The organism is Pseudomonas sp. SWRI50 (assembly GCF_014269095.1).
GTDB lineage: Bacteria > Pseudomonadota > Gammaproteobacteria > Pseudomonadales > Pseudomonadaceae > Aquipseudomonas > Aquipseudomonas kermanshahensis.
This window is the reverse complement of sequence record NZ_JABWRW010000003.1, coordinates 269,074-289,017: the sequence shown is the minus strand read 5'-3', so window position 1 is coordinate 289,017 and position 19,944 is coordinate 269,074. Positions and strand designations below refer to the sequence as shown.

Below are 19,944 nucleotides of genomic sequence, written 5' to 3'. Positions count from 1 at the left end.
AGCCAGAAACACGTTAGCCTGCACCGCCCTCTTCGCGGGCAAGCCCGCGCCTACAGAGATCTCACCGAACCCTGTGGGAGCGGGCTTGCCCGCGAAGAGGCCCGCACAGGTATGAATCAGCGCTTGGCTTGACGCTGGCGCACTGCCTCGAACAAGCAAACGCCGGTCGCCACCGAAACGTTCAGGCTGCTGACGCTACCGCCCATCGGCAACTTGACCAGGAAATCGCAATGCTCACGGGTCAGGCGGCGCATGCCCTTGCCTTCTGCCCCCATGATCATCACCAGCGGCCCGGTCAGGTCCTGTTGGTAAATTTCCTGCTCGGCCTCACCGGCCGTGCCGACCACCCACAGGCCACGCTGCTGAAGTTTTTCAAGCGTGCGCGCCAGGTTGGTCACGGCCACCAACGGAATCACTTCCGCAGCGCCGCAGGCCACCTTGCGCACCACCGGCGTCAGGGTCGCTGACTTGTCCTTGGGCACCACCACCGCCGTGGCACCGGCGGCATCGGCGGTGCGCAGGCAGGCGCCGAGGTTGTGCGGGTCGGTGACGCCGTCCAGGACCAGAATCAGCGGTGGCGTTTCGGTGCGCTCGAGCAACTCCTCGAGCATCAACTCACCCCACACCTGGCTCGGGCTGACCTCGGCGACCACACCCTGGTGCACACCTTCGACCCAGGCATCCAGCTCGCGGCGCTCGGCCTGGCCGACCGCTACGCGGTTTTCTGCGGCCAGCTCCAGCAGCTTCTGCAGGCGCGGCTCACTGCGCCCTTCCGACAGCCAGACCTGCTTGACCCGCTTGGGGTGGTGCTGCAACAACGCCTGCACGGCGTGTACGCCGTAGATCTTTTCCAGCTGACTCATGACTTGCTCTTGCTCTTGCGGGGCGCACCGGACTTCGGCGGGCCTTTGCGATGCTTGGTCGGCTTGCCGGATGGCTTGCCACCCTTCTCCGACTTGCTGCCGGCACTGCTGCGAGCGTCGGTCATCAACGCCTTCTTCATCTCGCGGCTCTTGCGCACTTCAGCGTTGCGCTGCACGGCATCTTTAGGGAAGTAGGCCTCGGACGCCTCGCTCTTGCGGCTGCGCGGCTTGGGCGTGGCTTTCGCCTCGGTGGCCGGTTGCGGCTGCTCGGGCTTGCCGTCTGCGGACGCCGCGGCGCCACGCTGCTTGCGACCGATCGGCCCGCTGAGGGTCTTCTCGGAGACTTCGAAGTCGATCTTGCGCTCGTCCAGGTCAACGCGCATGACCTTGACTTCGATCGTGTCGCCCAAGCGGAAGCTGCGCCCGGTACGCTCGCCGGACAGGCGATGATGAACCGGGTCGAAGTGGTAGTAGTCGCCCGGCAGCGCACTGACGTGCACCAGGCCTTCTACGTAGATGTCCGTCAGTTCGACGAACAAGCCGAAACCGGTCACCGCGGTAATCACACCCGGGAAGGTCTCGCCCACACGGTCCTTCATGAACTCGCACTTGAGCCAGTTGACCACATCGCGCGTCGCCTCGTCGGCACGGCGTTCGGTCATCGAGCACTGCTCGCCGAGTTGCTCGAGGGTGTTCTCGTCGTACGGGTAGATGCGCGCCTTGGGAATGCTCATGGCGCCAGCACGCTTGACGTGCGGGGTATCCACCTTGGAGCGGATGATGCTACGGATGGCGCGGTGCACCAGCAGGTCCGGGTAACGACGGATCGGCGAGGTGAAGTGGGTGTAAGCCTCGTAATTCAGGCCGAAGTGGCCGTTGTTGTCGGTGCTGTACACCGCCTGGCTCAGCGAGCGCAGCATCACGGTCTGGATCAGGTGGAAGTCTGGGCGCTCGGAAATGCTCGCCAGCAGGGCCTGGTAATCCTTTGGCGACGGGTCCTTGCCCTTGTGCAGCGACAAGCCCAGCTCACCGAGGAAGGCGCGCAGTTTTTCCAGGCGCTCCGGCGGCGGGCCATCGTGCACGCGGTACAGGGCCGGCACGCCGTGCTTCTGCAGGAACTCGGCGGTGGCCACGTTGGCCGCCAGCATGCATTCCTCGATCAGCTTGTGGGCATCGTTGCGCACGGTCGGGCGGATCTCGGCGATCTTACGTTGATCGCCAAAGATGATGCGGGTTTCTTGGGTCTCGAAGTCGATCGCACCGCGGGTGTGACGCGCGTCCAGCAGCACCTTGTAGAGCGCGTAGAGGCTCTTCAGGTCCGGCAGGACCTCCTTGTACTCCTCGCGCAGCGCCTTCCCTTCACGGGTGCGGGCATGCTCGAGCATGCTGCTGACCTTGTTGTAGGTCAGGCGGGCATGGGAGTGGATCACGCCTTCGTAGAACTGGTAGTCGACCATCTGGCCGGCTTTGTTGATGGTCATTTCGCAGACCATGGCCAGGCGATCGACGTGCGGGTTCAGCGAGCACAGGCCGTTGGACAGCTCTTCGGGGAGCATCGGCACCACGCGCTCGGGGAAGTACACCGAGTTGCCACGCTGCTGGGCTTCGACGTCCAGGGCAGAACCCAGGCGCACGTAGCTGGAAACGTCGGCAATCGCCACGTACAGGCGCCAGCCACCGGAGAACAGGCGCAGCTTGCCCAGCGGCTCGCAATACACCGCATCGTCGAAGTCGCGGGCATCTTCGCCGTCGATGGTGACGAAAGGCAGGTGGCGCAGGTCGATGCGCTTTTCCTTGTCCTTCTCTTCCACTTCGGAGCGGAACTTGCGCGCTTCCTTGACCACGTCATCGGGCCAGACGTGCGGGATATCGTAGCTGCGCAGGGCAACGTCGATTTCCATGCCCGGCGCCATGTAGTTGCCGATCACTTCGATCACATCGCCTTGCGGCTGGAAGCGCGGGGTGGGCCAGTGCGTGATCTTGATCTCGACGAACTGGCCAATCTTGGCGCCGCCATTGCGACCGGCGGTCACCAGCACTTCTTGCTGGATCTTCGGGTTGTCCGGCGTCACGTAGCCGATACCGCCCTCTTCGAAGTAACGCCCGACCACGCTTTCGTGCGCGCGGGAGATGACTTCTACCAATACACCTTCACGGCGGCCACGGCGGTCGGTGCCGGACACACGCGCCAGGGCGCGGTCGCCATCGAATACCAGGCGCATCTGCGAAGGGCTGAGGAACAGGTCGTCGCTCTTGTCATCAGGGATGAGGAAGCCAAAACCGTCGCGGTGGCCGGAAATGCGGCCACAGATAAGGTCCAGCTTGTCTACCGGGGCATAGGTGCCACGCCGGGTATAGATAAGCTGGCCGTCGCGCTCCATGGCACGCAGGCGGCGGCGCAGGGCTTCAATCTGGTCTTCCTCGTACAGACCGAATTCTGCCGCCAGCTCCTCGCGGGCGGCCGGCTCGCCACGATCGGCAAGACGTTGGAGGATCAGCTCACGGCTGGGGATAGGGTTGTCGTATTTTTCCGCTTCGCGAGCGGCCTCGGGATCGAGGGATTGCCAATCGGCCATCAGAAGGGGTTCACCTTGGGGTATATAGATAGGAATTCTGGCATAGGCGTATTGAAACCGGAAATGACAGCCTTGGACAGCCCCCCGGCGATGAGCCGAGGAAGGTGTAATAGGGCTGCAGAATCAACAAGTTGAAATTTTTGAAATTTTTTTTGATCAGGGGGTTTACAGCCCTCAGGACCGTCCGTATAGTGCGCACCACAACGACGGACAGACGACGTTGTAGTTGAGATGAAACGCGATGTAAAGCATCATGTGACCTCGACGAAATGTGTGCCCAGGTGGCGGAATTGGTAGACGCGCTGGTTTCAGGTATCAGTGACTTAACGGTCGTGGAAGTTCGAGTCTTCTCCTGGGCACCAAGTATTATCAAGTAATAGATGACCAAGGATCTATTACTACTGTATGAAAGCGAACGATAGTCGCCTTCATCAGCTGATGTAAAGCTTTGCCCAGGTGGCGGAATTGGTAGACGCGCTGGTTTCAGGTATCAGTGACTTAACGGTCGTGGAAGTTCGAGTCTTCTCCTGGGCACCATATAAAAACCCACTAGCTTGCTAGTGGGTTTTTTCTTGCCTGCGTTTTTTGCTCCACCCGTTGTGCCCTCCCCTCCGGCCAAAAAAATTCAGCTGCCCGACGATGGTCTGCCCATGAATTTCTTGTCACACGGCCACTTGAGAAACGATTTCGTTTACCATTGTTTCCAAATATGTAGCCGTAAGCGAGGAAGTACCCGCATGACGATCCGTCCGCAACCGCTGATGCGCACCCTGGCCGCCGCTGTATTGAGCCTGGTGATCGGCGCCCCGGCCGCCATGGCAGACGCCCCGGTCACACTGACCATGTACAACGGCCAGCACAAGGAAATCGGCGAGGCCATCGCCAAGGCCTACGAGGCCAAGACCGGCATTCACATCAATATCCGCAAAGGCAGCAGCAACCAGCTGGCCAGCCAGATCATCGAAGAAGGCGAGCGCTCGCCGGCCGACATCATCTATACCGAAGAGTCGCCACCCCTGAACAACCTGGGTGAGCTGGGCTTGCTGGCAAAAATCGACGACGCCACCTTGAACATGCTGCCCAAGGAATACGTGGCCGCCAACGGCACGTGGATGGGCGTCACCGCGCGCACCCGCGTGGTGGTGTTCAACCCGAAAAAGATCGATGAGAAAGACTTGCCGCAATCGGTCATGGACTTCGCCGACCCTGAATGGGATGGCCGTGTCGGTTTCGTGCCGACCAGTGGCGCCTTCCAGGAACAGGCTGTAGCCATCCTCAAGATGCACGGGCGTGATGCGGCCGAAGAGTGGCTGACCGGCCTGAAGGCTTTCGGCAAGACCTACACCAACAACATGGTCGCCCTGAAGGCTGTGGAAAAAGGCGAAGTCGCCGCCGTGCTGGTGAACAACTACTACTGGTACGCCCTGGAGCGTGAGCGCGGCAAGCTGGACTCCAAGCTGTATTACCTGGCCGACGGCGATGCCGGTGGCCTGGTGACCATCTCCGGCGCCGCTGCGGTCAAGGCCAGCAAGCACCCGAAAGAAGCTCAGGCCCTGCTCAACTGGATGGCCAGCGAAGAAGGCCAGCGTGTGATCACTCAGACCACCGCCGAGTATCCACTGCACAAGGGCATGGTTTCTGACCGTGGCCTGAAGCCTTTTGAAGACCTGCGCCCACCGAAGATCTCTCCGGCCGACCTTGGCAATGCCGAAGAAGCCCTGGAACTTGAACGTGAGGTCGGTCTGCTCTGATGACTGCCGCCCTGTCCGAGCCGGCGCCGGTACGTTTCGTGCCGCGCCGCAAGCGCCCCTCGATCTGGGTGGTGCTGCCTGTGCTGTTCCTGGTGGCGATGAGTTTGCTGCCACTGGCGTATGTCGCCCTCAAAGCCTGGGAAGCAGGCTGGCGAGAAGCCCTGCACCTGCTGTGGCGCCCGTTCGTCTGGGGCCTGATGCGCAACACCCTGATGCTGATGTTCGGGGTGACGCTGGTGTGCATGGTGGTCGGCCTGGCCCTGGCCTGGCTGCTCGAACGCAGCAACCTGGCGGGGCGTCGCCTGTGGGGCGTGGTGCTGTGCCTGCCGTTTGCGGTGCCGTCATTCGTCAGCAGCTTCACCTGGGTGTCGCTGAGCTCGGACTTCGAAGGCCTCGGCGGGGCCATTCTGGTCATGGCCTTGTCCAAGTATCCGCTGGTATTCCTGCCGGTGGCAGCCACCCTGCGCAACGTCGACACCTCGCTTGAAGAGTCGGCGCGTACGCTGGGATGCAGCCGTTGGGGCGTGTTCATCAAGGTGACCCTGCCGTTGCTGTGGCCCTCGATGCTGGGCGGCGCGCTGCTGATTGCCCTGCACATGCTGGTGGAATTTGGCGCACTGTCGATCCTCGGCCTGCAAACCTTCACCACGGCGATCTACCAGCAGTTCGAACTGGAATTCAGCAACGCCAACGCGGCCATGCTCTCGGCCGTGCTGCTGGCGCTGTGCATGATCATGTTGTGGCTGGAACTGCGCGTGCGAGGCAAAGCCCGCCACGTTCGTATCGGCCAAGGCGTTGCGCGCCGCGCACAGCCTGTGCGCTTGCGCGGCTGGGCACCCTTGGCGCAGCTGTTCTGCGTGGGCCTGGCGGTACTGGGCAGCGGCATTCCGCTGGCCATGCTCGGTTACTGGCTGAGTGTTGGCTCGTCGGCGGCGTTCCCGGTCGCCGAAATCTCCAAGGCGCTGCTCACCTCGTTGTCGGTGTCGCTTGGCGGCGCAGGGTTCTGTGTGTTGCTGGCATTGCCGATCAGCTTCCTGGTGGTGCGCTACAAGGGCCGCCTGGCGATCTGGGCTGAACGCCTGCCGTACCTGCTGCATGCCCTGCCGGGCCTGGTGATCGCGCTGACACTGGTGTTCTTCGCGTTGCACTACGTGCCTGCGATGTACCAGACCACTGCCCTGTTGCTGCTGGCCTACGCACTGCTGTTCCTGCCGCTGGCCCAGGCGCCGGTACGCACCGCCTTGAACAAGGCTTCGCCGACGCTCGAAGAGGCTGCCCGCACCCTGGGCGCGAGCAGCTTCACAGCGTTCTGCCGGGTGACCTTGCCGATCATCTTCCCGGCCCTGGCCGCGGCCTTCGCCCTGGTGTTCCTCGATGCCATGAAAGAGCTGACCGCCACACTGCTGCTGAGCCCGACCGGCATGACCACCCTGGCCACTGAGGTCTGGGCGCACACCGCCAACGTCGAGTTCGCGGCGGCAGCGCCTTACGCCGCACTGCTGATCGTGGTTTCGGGGTTGCCGGTGTACCTGCTGACCACACGGATGTACCTCAACAAGGCGTGAGTTGTGTAGGAGCGCCCCCCTCAAAGGGGGGCGTTACGCCCTGAACTGCCCCAGGCTGGCCCGCAGCTGCGCTGCCAGGTCATCCAGTACCTTGCTGCTGGCCGTGGTCTGCATCACCACTTCAGCCGAGCGTTCGGCCTGGGCGTGGATGGTCTCCACCCGGCCGCGCACCGCTTGCGCACCGTGCGCCTGCTGTTCGGCCGCGCGGGTAGCCAGCCCGATCGCTGCATGCACTTGCTCGACCGCCGCCTGCACCGACTGCTGGCGGCGCTCGTTCTCGCGCAACACCAACAACCCTTCGCTGGCCTTGAGCCCTGCCTGGCTGATGGTGGCCACAGCTTCTTTGGCGCCTTTCTGCAGCGCAGCAATATGCGCCTGGATATCCCCGGTCGAGCTTTGCGTCTTGCTCGCCAACGCGCGCACTTCATCAGCCACCACGGCAAAGCCGCGCCCCGTCTCGCCAGCACGCGCCGCCTCGATGGCCGCATTCAATGCCAACAGGTTGGTCTGTTCGGCAATGCCGTGGATCACTGTCAGCACCACCTCGATCTGCTCACTCTGCTTGGCCAGCCGTTCGATCACATGCGAGCCGGTCTCCACCTGCCCTGCCAAGCTTTCAATCAGGCCGGCGAGCTGGGTCGAAGTCCGGCTGTTCTCATCTGTAGCCTGGCGAATATCCACCACCTGCTGCAAGGCGGACTGCATGGCATGGCTCTCGGCTTGGGCTTCGTCGGCCATGCTCGACAGGTCACGCAGGCTGGCAGCCACTTCATCGCGCTGCAGCGCAGCAGCGGCGTCAGCACCGGCATTGCGCTGGGCCATGGCGCCAATCTCGACACCCGTACGCTGCGCCACCTCACCTGCCTCGCGGACGATGGGCTGCAACTTGTCGACGAAACGGTTGACCGCCGAGGCCATGTCACCAATCTCGTCGCGACTGTCGAGGGTCACGCGTTTGGTCAGGTCACCCTCACCGGCAGCCAGGTCGTTCAGGGCGGTGATCAACAGGCGCAGCTTGCTGAGCACCCGTCGACCAAGCACCACCGCGACTACCAGCAACACGCCAAGGCCCACCAACACCAGGCCTAGACCAATACGCCAGCGCAGCTCGGCAGCAGCTTCACGCACCGTCTGCGCGGTATTGGCCTGCATCGCGGTGGCACTGCTCTGGGCAGTCTCCAGACGTTCGCGCAGGGTCTTGCCACTGTCGGCAGCGGCGGCCCCGAGGCTGTCACCCACCAGCTGCTCCCCACTGGCGATCAAGGCGGTAAAGCGCTGGTCAAGGGCTGCGAGCTCCTGATCGACGCCAGCCGTGGAAACGCCCATCAACACCTTGCCGATCTCCGCACCATTGGGGTTGATCGACGCTTCGACAAAATACACCGCCGGGTCGCGGCGCGCCGCATCGATCACCTTGTCCAGCGCCCGCTCGCCCTGCCCCTTTTCCATCAACGCCTGGTTGATCGGGTTTTGCCGGTTGAGGTAGCGGGTCAGGTGTTGACCCTGGGCGTCGTCGTAGACCACGAACAGCACGTTGGGGTTGCGCTGAGCGCGACGGGCGAAGTCAGAGAGCACCGGCACATCGTTGTCCCAGATAGCCCGCGGGGCGACCGAGGCCAGCAGTTCGGCCATGTCGTTGGCAGAATCCTTGAGGTTCTTTTCCAGCGTGGTGCGCAGTTGCTGCTGCTCGTTTTGCAGGCGTGTCGACAACCCTGCGCTCAAACGCTGACGAGTGCTGCTGGAGAGGCTATCGAGCCCCGAACGCACGTCCTGCCCAGCTTGCTCCAGCTCGTTGGCCAGCTTGCGGCTGTCATTGCCCAAGCGCTCACCCAGGTCGGCCTCCAAGGCGGTGACCGTGCTTCGGGTCAGCGCAACAGCAACCAGCACCTGCACCAAAAGAGCGATACCAAGGGCAACAAACACAGGCCGCAAAAGGCGGCTTCGTAACAGTGAGAGGATGGCAGACACGGTGTAACCCTCGTGTTTTCTGGCGCCACTATTTTGATGGCATCTACAGAAACTTCTTACAGCAAGGGTTATGCCGGGAACAGCAGGGATATGTGCCAAGGTCTAGCAAGGTGATTGCCTGCACGGGCCTTTTCGCGGGACAAGCCCGCTCCCACAGTGATCTCAACGGACCCTACATCCACTGCAGAGATCCGGTTCAGGCCTACAAATGAAAACGCCGCGGTCCCTTTCAGGGCCGCGGCGTCAGATCAGCCGTAAAAGCGGATCAGGCGAACGGATGACGCAGCACGATGGTCTCGTTGCGGTCCGGGCCGGTGGAGATGATGTCGATCGGCGCGCCGACCAGCTCCTCGATACGCTTGATGTAAGCGCGAGCAGCTTCTGGCAGCGCTTCCAGGGTCTTGGCACCCAGGGTCGACTCGCTCCAACCTGGCATCTCTTCGTACACCGGCTCCAGACCGATGTAGCTGTCGGCGTCGGAAGGGGCGTCGATGACAGCACCGTTCTCGTTCTTGTAGCCAACGCAAATGTTGATGGTTTCCAGGCCGTCCAGTACGTCCAGCTTGGTCAGGCAGATGCCCGAGATGCTGTTGACGTCGATGGCGCGACGCAGGATGACGGCATCGAACCAGCCGCAACGACGGGCACGGCCGGTGGTCGAACCGAACTCGTGGCCACGCTTGGCCAGGGTAGCGCCGGTTTCATCGAACAGTTCGGTCGGGAACGGGCCGGAACCTACGCGCGTGGTGTAGGCCTTGGTGATACCCAGGATGTAGTCCAGGTACATCGGGCCAACGCCGGAACCGGTGGAGATACCGCCGGCAGTGGTGTTGGAGCTGGTGACGTACGGGTAGGTACCGTGGTCGATGTCCAGCAGCGAGCCCTGGGCACCTTCGAACATGATGTCCTTGCCGGCGCGACGCAGGTTATGCAGTTCGGCGGTGACGTCGAGCATCATCGGCTTGAGCTGCTCGGCGTAGGCCATGCACTCGTCCAGGGTCTGCTGGAAGTCGATGGCCGGCTCTTTGTAATAGTTCACCAGCTGGAAGTTGTGGTAGTCCAGCAGCTCACCGAGCTTGGCAGCGAAACGCTCACGGTGGAACAGGTCGCCAACGCGCAGGCCGCGGCGTGCGACTTTGTCTTCGTACGCTGGGCCGATACCACGGCCGGTGGTGCCGATCTTGGCTTCGCCACGGGCTTTCTCGCGGGCCTGGTCCAGGGCCACGTGGTACGACAGGATCAGCGGAGCAGCCGGGCTGATGCGCAGGCGCTCACGCACCGGTACGCCCTTCTCTTCCAGCTTGGTGATTTCACGCATCAGGGCATCTGGAGCAACGACCACGCCGTTGCCGATCAGGCACTGAACGCCTTCACGCAGGATGCCGGACGGAATCAGGTGCAGAACGGTTTTTTCACCGTTGATCACCAGGGTGTGGCCCGCGTTGTGGCCACCCTGGTAGCGCACTACGGCGGCAGCATGTTCGGTCAGCAGATCGACGATCTTGCCTTTGCCCTCATCACCCCATTGGGTGCCCAGGACGACGACATTCTTACCCATTACATTGGTCCTCATTCACGCAAACTTGGTTGCCGGCCTTTTGCCGACGCAGAAACTCAATGGGTCAGCGGCAGTACCTGCCAGCGCCCGTCTTGCTGAATCAATTGCCGATCACAATCCGCCTCGAGAGCAGCACTCAACGGCTGGCCAGGCAAAGCCTGAACCACACGCTGGCCCTCGCTGCGCAACTGGCAGACCTGCTGCCAGAGGGCCGCGTCACCACTGTCGGGCATCCAGATGCCGCCAGTTGGCAATACGACCTCCGCTCGCCCCAGTGTGACCAGGGTCTTCAAATCCGTGGAGAAACCAGTGGCCGGGCGTGCCCGGCCGAAATCAGCGCCGATGTCGTCATAACGGCCGCCCTGGGCGATCGATTGACCTTCGCCCGGCACGAACACGGCGAACACCACGCCGGTGTGGTAGTGGTAGCCACGCAGCTCGCCGAGGTCGAAGTACAACGGCAGGTCTGGGTAGCGCGACGCCAGGCGATCGGCGATCGCCAGCAGGTCGTCCAGCGCCGCCAGCACGCTGGCCGGGGCACGGCCCAGGCGCACGCGGGCTTCGGCCAGCACTTCACGGCCACCGCACAGCTCGACCAGGGCGCGCAGCATGTTGCCCAGGTCTTTCGGCAGGTCGGCGGTCAGTGCCTGTACTTCGTCGACCGACTTGCGTTGCAGGGCGTCGAACAGCTGCTGCTCGACCGCGCCCGACAGGCCAGCGGCACGCGCCAGGCCACGGTAGATGCCGACATGGCCGAGGTCCATGTGCACGTCCGCGACATCCGTCAGTTGCAGCGTGGCGAGCATCAGGCTGATGACTTCGACATCGCTGGTGGGGCTGGCATCGCCGTACAACTCGGCACCGAGCTGGATCGGGCTGCGCGAGGTGGACAGAGCACGCGGCTGAGCATGCAGCACGCTGCCGGCATAGCACAGGCGGCTCGGGCCTTCACGGCGCAAGGTGTGGGCGTCGATACGCGCCACCTGCGGGGTGAAGTCGGCGCGGAAGCCCATCAGGCGACCGGACTGCGGGTCGACCACCTTGAAGGTGCGCTGATCCAGGTCCTGGCCGGCGCCGGTCAACAGCGACTCCAGGTACTCGATATGCGGGGTGACGACCAGTTCGTAGCCCCAACTCTGGAACAGGTCCAACACCTGGCGACGCGCGATCTCGATGCGCGCAGCCTCAGGTGGCAGTACTTCCTCGATGCCATCTGGCAGCAGCCAGCGGTCTACCGTTGCCATTACGCCATTTCCCCTCTGGTCCGGGCGGCCTGCCTGTGGCGAGCCGTCAGTAAAGCAGGTATCGCGCACAGCAGCGGGCAGCACTGATCCCAGCGCAGCCACCGTACCCAATACCCTCGAATTGCCTTGCGCGCTGACCAAACCGTCAACTGGCGGCTTGCCAATCAACCTTGCAGACGCAAAAAAGCCGGGAAATTTCCCGGCTGCCTCATCATACACCCCTTTTCATTCAGGATGCACCCCGCCTGGTGTTTTAGCTGCCAGGCGGGGCGTAGCCCCAATGAAAACGGGCTCAGAGCATCAAGGCTTGCTCTTGTCCAGGAAGCGGAAGAACTCGTTCTTCGGGTCCAGGACCAGCACGTCGCTCTTGCTCGAGAAGCTCTCGCGGTACGCCTGCAGGCTACGGTGGAACGCATAGAAATCAGCGTCCTGGCTGTAGGCCTTGGCGTAGATGGCAGCCGCCTGGGCGTCGCCGTCACCGCGGGTTTCTTCAGCTTCACGGTAGGCTTCGGCCAGCAGTACACGGCGCTGACGATCGGCATCCGCACGGATACCTTCGGCCAGCTCGTTACCTTTGGCGCGATGCTCGCGGGCTTCACGCTCACGCTCGGTGCTCATACGATCGAACACGCTGCGGTTGACTTCCTTCGGCAGGTCGATGGCCTTGACGCGCACATCGATGACCTCGATACCCAGCTCTTTGTTAGCCATGCGGTTCAGCGAAGCGGTGATGTCAGCCATCAGCGCGTCACGTTCACCGGAAACCACCTCGTGCAGGGTACGCTTACCGAACTGGTCACGCAGGCCGCTTTCCAGACGACGCGACAGACGCTCATCGGCGATCTGCTTGAGGCCGGAAGTGGCGGTGTAGAAGCGCTCGGCATCCTTGACGCGCCACTTGGCGTAAGCGTCGACCATGACCGCTTTCTTCTCCAGGGTCAGGAACCGCTGGGTCGGCGCATCAAGGGTCATCAGGCGGGCGTCGAACTTGCGCACCTGGTTCACGTAAGGAACCTTCACATGCAGGCCTGGCTGAACATCAGCCTGAACCACACGGCCGAATTGCAGCAGTACGGCACGTTCGGTCTGCGACACGATGTAGAAGCAGTTCCAGGCCACGACGGCCAGCACCACAGCGGCGATCAGGGCGATCAGCGATCTATTGCTCATCAGCGGCTCTCCCTAGTGCGCGGCGGCTGTTGTTGCTGTTGCAGGTCCTGCGCCGCACGCGCGGCCGCATCGTTGGCCGACGCAGATACACCGCTGGCCGGTACGGACGTGTTGCGGCTGCCTTCGACCATCTTGTCCAGTGGCAGGTAGAGCAGGTTGTTCTGCCCGTCCTTGGTAGCCACCATGACCTTGCTCGAGTTGCTGTAGACCTCTTGCATGGTTTCCAGGTACAGACGCTGACGGGTGATGTCCGGCGCCTTGCGATACTCGGTCACCAGCTTGCTGAAGCGGTCTGCCTCACCCTTGGCGCGAGCGATCACTTCATCGCGGTAACCGTTGGCGTCCTCGATGATGCGCTGGGCCTGACCACGGGCTTCTGGCACCACGCCATTGGCGTAGGACTCGGCCTGGTTGCGGGCACGCTGTTCATCTTCGCGCGCACGGATCACGTCGTCGAAGGCTTCCTGCACTTCACGCGGGGCTGCCGCGCTCTGTACGTTGACCTGGGTGACGGTGATACCGGTACGGTAGTTGTCGAGGAAGCGCTGCAGGCGTTCGCGGATATCCACGGCCATCTGCTCACGGCCTTCGGTAAGCACCTGGTCCATGGAGGTGGAACCCACCACATGGCGCAGGGCACTGTCGGTCGCATGCTGCAGGCTCACCTCTGGCTGGTCGACGTTGAGCACGAAGTCCTGCAGGTTGGTGATCTTGTACTGGACGGTCAGCGGTACCTCGACGATGTTCTCGTCTTCGGTCAGCATCTGCCCCTGCTTGGTGTAGGCACGCTCACGCGTGACGTTTTCCATGTACTTGCGATCGATGGGCGGGAAGTAGATGTTCAGGCCGGGACCGACCGTCTCATAGTACTTGCCGAAGCGCAGCACTACAGCCTGCTCCTGCTCGTCGACCACGTACACGGCGCTGTACAGCCAGATGGCAGCCAACACCGCCAGGCCGATGCCCAGCAGGCCGTAGCCGCCACCCTTGCCGACATTGCGGTCACCGCCGCCACGTTTCTTGCCGCTGCCGAACATGCCGTTCAGGCTGTCCTGCAGTTTGCGGAAGGCCTCGTCCAGATCCGGCGGGCCTTTTTTATCGCCACCACCGCCGCCGCCACCACGGCGACCGCCCCAGGGATCCTGATTGTTCGAGTTGCCACCCGGCTCGTTCCAAGCCATAGCGCTCTCCATCTGATAAAGCAAAGACGCGCCCACGGCGCGCCGTCCAATGCTACAGAATGCCTGTCACTGCTGCCCGGCGACCTCGTCGAGCATTTATTGCAAAGTGTGTTGCTCGACAAACATTTGCGGCTCCATGCCTTCGCGGCTGACCAGACGATTCAACTCGACCTTGGGCAGTCGCACGCTCAGCAGGCTGCGCCCTTCTTCATCATGCTCTTCACTCTGCACGGCACCCAGGGCAAAGAATTGCGCGCGCAAGCGGGCAAAACGCTGCTCCAGGCACAGGGTACCGACAAACAGATCATCCCCCAGCAACTCGGCAATCGCCTGGCCAACCAGCTCCAGGCCACGCCCATCGCGTGCCGATACCCAGACCCGCTCCGGCTTGCCATCGGCATCGCGCTGGATCTGCGGCTCGACATCTTCGAGCAGGTCGAGTTTGTTATAGACCTCAAGGATCGGCAAGCCTTCGGCACCGATCTCGCCCAATACCGCCAACACCTGTTCGATCTGCTCCATGCGGTCGGGCTCATGCGCGTCGATCACATGCAGCAGCAGGTCAGAGTTGCTCGACTCTTCGAGCGTAGCCCGAAAAGCCTCGACCAGCTTGTGCGGCAGGTGACGAATGAAGCCGACAGTGTCGGCCAGCACGATCGGCCCAAGGTCGTTCAGCTCGAGCCGGCGCAAGGTCGGGTCGAGGGTGGCGAAGAGCTGGTCGGCGGCGTAGACCTCGGATTGGGTCAGGGCGTTGAACAGGGTGGACTTGCCGGCGTTGGTGTAACCCACCAGCGAAACCGACGGGATATCGGCGCGGCGCCGGCCGCGACGGGCCTGCTCGCGCTGGCTGCGCACCTTCTCAAGGCGTGCCTTGATCTGACGCAGGCGTACCCGCAGCAGGCGGCGGTCGGTTTCAAGCTGTGTTTCACCCGGGCCGCGCAGGCCGATACCGCCTTTTTGCCGCTCAAGGTGAGTCCAGCCGCGTACCAGTCGCGTGCTCATGTGCTCGAGCTGGGCCAGTTCGACCTGCAGCTTGCCTTCATGGGTACGCGCCCGCTGGGCGAAGATATCGAGAATCAGCCCGGTGCGATCAAGCACGCGACACTCGAAGACACGTTCGAGGTTGCGTTCCTGGCTGGGCGTGAGGGTGTGATTGAAAATCACCAGATCGACCTCATCGGCTTTGACTTGGTCGCGTAGTTCTTCGACCTTGCCGCTACCAATCAGGTATTTGGCCGTAGGCTGATGCCGTGTAATAGTCACCAGCGAGACGATGTCCGCCCCGGCCGACAATGCCAACTCCTGAAACTCCTGCGGGTCTTCGCGCGCCTCAGGGTTCTGACCTTCCAAGTGAACGAGCAACGCCCGTTCACCACCACCGTGGCGCTCAAAGAACAATGCAGGCTCCTATCAGGCGTTGCCTGGCTCGCTGTCACCGTGTTCGGAATCGGACGGGCTTGGCAGGCGAACCGGACGTGCTGGAACCACGGTCGAAATAGCGTGCTTGTAGACCATCTGGCTGACAGTGTTCTTCAGCAGCACGACGAACTGGTCAAAAGATTCGATCGAGCCCTGCAGCTTGATCCCGTTGACCAGGTAGATGGAAACCGGAACCTTTTCTTTTCTCAAAGTGTTCAAGTAAGGGTCTTGTAGCGAATGCCCTTTTGACATATGCCGCACTCCTGTAAGGATAAATAATAGAAAATCAAGAAAATCGATAAATTAGGCCGCCCCTTCGCAAGAATAGACGGCAATTAGCAGGGACTCAGCTCAATATGGAGACGCTTCCCAGGTATTTCAAGGTGCGGGACAGATTGTCGCAGGCGAGGCTGTCAAGCCAGTGCACGTCAGACCAACCGCGCAACCAGGTGAACTGCCGCTTGGCCAGCTGGCGAGTGGCAATGATACCGCGTTCTCGCATCTCATTCTCACTTAGCCTGCCGTCGAGGTAGTCCCAGACTTGCCTGTACCCCACTGCCCGTATAGACGGCAACCCGGCGTGCAAGTCACTTCTGGCTCGCAGCGATCGGACCTCGTCGATGAAGCCCTGTTCCAACATCTGCGAAAATCGTAACGCAATTCGCTGATGCAAAATGTGACGATCTGTAGGAGCGATCGCCAAACTCGCGACAGTATAGGGCAAATGTCCGCCCGCGCCTGCGTCTGCGCCGCGACTTTCCGCGAATTGACGCTGGCGATGAGCCGTCATGCTCTCGCCGCTCACCCGGTAAACCTCAAGTGCACGGATCAGCCGCTGGGGGTCATTCGGATGGATGCGCGCCGCCGACTCAGGGTCCACTTCGGCCAACTGGCGGTGCAGCTCGACCAGGCCTAGCGCGCGGGCCTGTGCTTCGAGCTCGGCACGCACGCTGGCGTCGGCCGGCGGCATGTCAGCCAAGCCATCGATCAAGGCCTTGTAATACAGCATGGTGCCACCCACCAGCAGCGGGATCTTGCCCCGTGCAGTGATTTCCGCCATGGCTTGCAAGGCATCGGTGCAAAAGTGCGCGGCAGAATAGCTTTCGGCCGGGTCGAGAATGTCGATCAGCCGGTGCGGGTGTGCTGCCAGCAGCTCCTTGGAAGGCTTGGCGGTACCGATGTCCATGCCACGGTAGACCAGCGCCGAGTCGACACTGATCAACTCGCAGGGCAGGACCTTGGTCAGCTCGATGGCAAGGTCAGTCTTGCCAGCCGCCGTCGGGCCCATGAGAAATATTGCTGGGGGCTTGCCGCTCATGTCATCGACCGCGCAGGAAAAGTTTGTCCAGGTCGTCCAGGCCCATTTGGGTCCAGGTCGGTCGGCCGTGGTTGCACTGGCCGCTGCGCTCGGTGTTTTCCATGTCGCGCAGCAGTGCGTTCATTTCGGGGATGGCCAGGCGCCGGTTGGCGCGCACGGCGCCGTGGCAGGCCATGGTGCCGAGCAGTTCGTTGAGGTGCGCCTGAATGCGGTCGCTGGTGCCGTATTCCATCAGGTCGGCGAGCACATCCTGCACCAGGCGGTTGGCCTCGGCTTGCTTGAGCAACGCCGGGATCTGCCGGATCGCCAGGGTCTCGGGGCCCAGCCGTTGCAACTCGAAGCCCAGGCGCTGGAACCATTGGGCGTGCTCTTCGGCGCAGTCGGCTTCGCGCTGGCTCAAGGCCAACGACTCAGGCACCAGCAGCGGCTGACCGCTCAGGCCTTCGCTGGCCATGGCCACCTTGAGCCGCTCGTACATGATCCGCTCATGCGCGGCGTGCATGTCCACCAACACCAGGCCGACAGCATTCTCGGCCAAGATGTAGATGCCCTTGAGCTGAGCCAGGGCATAACCCAGCGGTGGAATGTCGCCCTGGCTTTCCGGCAGCGACGAAGGTGCAGCCGCGACATCGCTCAGCGGCTTGTAGAACTCGCGATACACCGCCTGCGACTCAGCCGCCGGCAACAGCTGCGACGGACGCGGGCTGTACTGGGACTGATAGCCCGAGCCACTGCCGCCATTGGAAATCGAGAACTGCGGCGCACGAGGCTGCTCAAGCACCGGCGAGGCCAGGCGCATCTCGCCTTGAGGGCCAAACTCACCGGCCTGCTGGCCACTGGGGCGGACGATGTCGGCAGCCGCAGCGGGCGCAGCCAGTTGGTCCTCGGGGCGCACGTCGGCCAGGGCGCGGTGCAAGGTGCCATACAGGAAGTCATGCACCGAACGCCCTTCACGGAAGCGCACTTCGTGCTTGGTCGGGTGCACGTTGACGTCCACGCCGTTGGGCTCGAGTTCGAGGAACAGCACAAAGGTCGGGTGCCGGCCATTGAACAGCACGTCCCGGTAAGCCTGGCGCACAGCGTGGGCGACCAGCTTGTCGCGCACTGCCCGGCCATTGACGAAGAAGTACTGCAGGTCGGCCTGGCTCCGCGAAAAGGTCGGCAGCCCCACCCAACCCCACAAACGCAGGCCGTTGCGTTCGACATCGATGGGCAGCGCCTGCTCCATGAAGCCCGGCCCGCAGATGGCGCCGACACGCCGCGCACGTGCGGTTTCATCGTGGGCCTCGTGCAGGCTGAGGATGCTCTTGCCGTTATGGCGCAGGTGGAAGCCGACATCGAAGCGGGCCAGGGCCAGGCGACGGATGACTTCCTGCAGGTGATCGAATTCGGTTTTCTCGGCCTTGAGGAATTTGCGCCGGGCCGGGGTATTGAAGAACAGGTCACGCACTTCGACCGAGGTACCCACCGGGTGAGCTGCCGGTTGCACGCGCGGGGTCATGTCGCGGCCTTCGGTCTCGACCTGCCAGGCTTCGCTGGCATTGGCCGTGCGCGACGTCAGGGTCAGGCGCGCCACCGAGCTGATCGAGGCCAGGGCCTCACCGCGGAAACCCAGGCTCAGTACACCTTCGAGGTCTTCCAGTTCACGGATCTTGCTGGTGGCGTGACGGGCCAGCGCCAGCGGCAGGTCATCGGCAGAAATCCCGCCGCCATCGTCGCGTACCCGCAGCAGCTTGACACCACCTTGCTCGACTTCGACATCGATGCGCCGGGCACCGGAGTCGAGGCTGTTTTCCAGCAACTCCTTGGCCACGGAGGCCGGGCGCTCGACCACCTCCCCCGCGGCAATCTGGTTAGCCAGCCGCGGGCTGAGCAGCTGGATGCGTGAACCACCACTCATTGCTGCGAAGCCAGGGTAGTGGCCGGCACGTCCAGACGCTGGCCGACTTTCAGCTCATCGGTCTTGAGGCTGTTAGTGCTGCGCAGGCTGGCCACGCTGACCTGATAGCGCACCGCGAGCATGGCCAAGGTCTCACCCGGGCGCACGGTGTGTTCACGTGGGCCGGCTGCGATCTTGCCGGTGTCGCGCAGCCAGGCAATGTAAGTGCCCGGCGGTGGGTTTTGCTGGAAGAACTGGCGCACGCCGGTATGGATCGAGCGGGCCAGGGCCTGCTGATGGCTGCGGGTAGCCAGCTTGGCGGCTTCGTTGGCGTTGGAGATAAACCCGGTTTCAACGAGGATCGACGGGATATCCGGCGACTTGAGCACCATAAAGCCTGCCTGCTCCACACGCTGCTTGTGCAGCGAGGTGATGCGGCCCATGTTGCCCAGCACCTTCTGGCCCACATTGAGGCTGGAGCTGAGCGTGGCGGTCATCGACAGGTCGAGCAACACGCCCGCGAGCATGCGGTCCTTGTCGTCGAGGCTGACGTTGCCGGCGCCGCCGATCAGGTCGGAGCGGTTTTCCGTGTCGGCCAGCCAGCGTGCGGTCTCGGACGTGGCGCCACGGTCGGACAATGCAAAGACCGAGGCACCGAAGGCGGCCTTGGACGGCGCGGCGTCGGCGTGGATCGAGACGAACAAGTCGGCACCCTTCTTACGGGCGATTTCGGTGCGTTTGCGCAGCGGGATGAAGTAGTCACCGGTGCGGGTCAGCTCGGCGCGGAAGCCTTTCTCGCTGTTGATCTGGCGCTGCAACTCCTGAGCGATCTGCAGGACGATGTCTTTTTCATGCTGGCCGCGCGAGCCGGAAGCGCCCGGGTCCTCGCCGCCGTGGCCGGCGTCGATGGCGACCACGATGTCACGTTTGCCGCTGGGCACCGGTGGCAGCTTGATGGCCGGCTGGGCCGGGCTCACCGGCACCGCAGGCGTGGTCACCGGCGTTTGCACGGGCGTCGGCGGCGGGGGCGGTGTACTGGCAGCGACGGCGTCGGCTTCCTGGTCGTACAGGTCGACCACCAGGCGGTTGCCGTACTGGGCATTGGGCGCCAAGGTGAAGCTCTTGGGCGTGACCGACTTTTTCAGGTCGACCACCACGCGCAGGTCGGTAGGCGTACGCTGGGCCGAACGCACGCTGCTGATCGGCGTGTTGGACGTCGCTACGTTCAACGGCGCAGCCAGGGTCGCACCATTGATGTCGATGACCAAGCGGTCTGGAGCGCTGAGGGTGAAGACGCTGTGCTGCACGGGGCCAGACAGGTCGAAGACCAGCCGCGTGTTGTCCGGCGCGCGCCACAGGCGCATGCTCTTGACTTGAGTGACGGCCAGAGCGTCAACGGTCACCGTTGTCAGCAGCAGCCCAACGATGGCGACCAGTGCGCGTATGCGCATA

The 19,944-nt window shown here is 62.9% G+C and carries 14 protein-coding genes, 2 tRNA genes and 1 pseudogene; 4 read left to right on the top strand and 13 right to left on the bottom strand.

The features are described 5' to 3' along the window. Positions 1–116 precede the first annotated feature (116 nt). Complete coding sequence (gene rlmB, locus HU750_RS05095) at positions 117–863, bottom strand: 23S rRNA (guanosine(2251)-2'-O)-methyltransferase RlmB (protein WP_027592540.1); 747 nt, start codon at positions 861–863, stop codon at positions 117–119. Beyond that, positions 860–3,439, bottom strand: coding sequence for a ribonuclease R (gene rnr / locus HU750_RS05090; RefSeq protein WP_085272311.1), 2,580 nt, complete (start codon positions 3,437–3,439; stop codon positions 860–862). Before rnr ends, rlmB begins: the two co-directional genes overlap by 4 nt. Positions 3,440–3,714: 275 nt before the next feature. Between rnr and HU750_RS05085 the strand changes: the two genes are divergently transcribed. The 4 genes from HU750_RS05085 (at position 3,715) to HU750_RS05070 (ending at position 6,755) form a co-directional block, all read left to right on the top strand. Continuing rightward, positions 3,715–3,801: transfer RNA gene (locus HU750_RS05085), tRNA-Leu, on the top strand. Between the two features lie 88 nt (positions 3,802–3,889). Continuing rightward, positions 3,890–3,976 (top strand) — tRNA-Leu (locus tag HU750_RS05080). A 200-nt stretch (positions 3,977–4,176) separates the two neighbouring features. Beyond that, positions 4,177–5,190, top strand: coding sequence for an extracellular solute-binding protein (locus HU750_RS05075; protein ID WP_085272310.1), 1,014 nt, complete (start codon positions 4,177–4,179; stop codon positions 5,188–5,190). Continuing rightward, positions 5,190–6,755, top strand: a complete 1,566-nt coding sequence (locus tag HU750_RS05070) for an ABC transporter permease (protein WP_027592537.1) — start codon at positions 5,190–5,192, stop codon at positions 6,753–6,755. Before HU750_RS05075 ends, HU750_RS05070 begins: the two co-directional genes overlap by 1 nt. A 33-nt stretch (positions 6,756–6,788) precedes the next feature. On the opposite strand, the gene HU750_RS27495 is transcribed toward HU750_RS05070, so the two are convergent. From HU750_RS27495 to HU750_RS05020, 11 genes and pseudogenes are all read right to left on the bottom strand, one after another. Next, positions 6,789–7,493: a methyl-accepting chemotaxis protein gene (locus tag HU750_RS27495; protein ID WP_371097102.1), complete on the bottom strand. Its 705-nt coding sequence runs from the start codon at positions 7,491–7,493 to the stop codon at positions 6,789–6,791. Positions 7,494–7,694: 201 nt separating this feature from the next. Further along, positions 7,695–7,907: pseudogene (locus HU750_RS27490) on the bottom strand (methyl-accepting chemotaxis protein); the annotation flags it as partial. 1,081 nt (positions 7,908–8,988) lie between these two features. Continuing rightward, complete coding sequence (locus HU750_RS05060) at positions 8,989–10,281, bottom strand: adenylosuccinate synthase (protein ID WP_027592535.1); 1,293 nt, start codon at positions 10,279–10,281, stop codon at positions 8,989–8,991. Positions 10,282–10,337: 56 nt separating this feature from the next. Next, on the bottom strand, positions 10,338–11,525 hold the full coding sequence (locus tag HU750_RS05055; RefSeq protein ID WP_027592534.1) for an ATP phosphoribosyltransferase regulatory subunit: 1,188 nt from the start codon (positions 11,523–11,525) through the stop codon (positions 10,338–10,340). A 300-nt stretch (positions 11,526–11,825) separates the two neighbouring features. Beyond that, positions 11,826–12,695 (bottom strand): protease modulator HflC, encoded by an 870-nt coding sequence (hflC, locus tag HU750_RS05050; protein WP_186677364.1) that lies wholly within the window; start codon positions 12,693–12,695, stop codon positions 11,826–11,828. After that, entirely contained in the window at positions 12,695–13,876 is a 1,182-nt protein-coding gene (gene hflK, locus HU750_RS05045; protein WP_186677361.1) for an FtsH protease activity modulator HflK, read from the bottom strand. Before hflK ends, hflC begins: the two co-directional genes overlap by 1 nt. Positions 13,877–13,972: 96 nt before the next feature. Beyond that, positions 13,973–15,274, bottom strand: coding sequence for a ribosome rescue GTPase HflX (gene hflX, locus HU750_RS05040; protein WP_027592531.1), 1,302 nt, complete (start codon positions 15,272–15,274; stop codon positions 13,973–13,975). A gap of 12 nt (positions 15,275–15,286) precedes the next feature. Then, positions 15,287–15,547: an RNA chaperone Hfq gene (gene hfq / locus HU750_RS05035; protein ID WP_003258160.1), complete on the bottom strand. Its 261-nt coding sequence runs from the start codon at positions 15,545–15,547 to the stop codon at positions 15,287–15,289. A gap of 94 nt (positions 15,548–15,641) precedes the next feature. Next, positions 15,642–16,613 (bottom strand): tRNA (adenosine(37)-N6)-dimethylallyltransferase MiaA, encoded by a 972-nt coding sequence (miaA, locus tag HU750_RS05030; protein WP_099430581.1) that lies wholly within the window; start codon positions 16,611–16,613, stop codon positions 15,642–15,644. A 1-nt stretch (position 16,614) separates the two neighbouring features. Beyond that, positions 16,615–18,513, bottom strand: a complete 1,899-nt coding sequence (gene mutL, locus HU750_RS05025) for a DNA mismatch repair endonuclease MutL (protein ID WP_186677358.1) — start codon at positions 18,511–18,513, stop codon at positions 16,615–16,617. Continuing rightward, complete coding sequence (locus HU750_RS05020; RefSeq protein ID WP_027592528.1) at positions 18,510–19,943, bottom strand: N-acetylmuramoyl-L-alanine amidase; 1,434 nt, start codon at positions 19,941–19,943, stop codon at positions 18,510–18,512. The genes mutL and HU750_RS05020 overlap by 4 nt, the downstream gene beginning before the upstream one ends. Position 19,944: the final 1 nt, after the last annotated feature.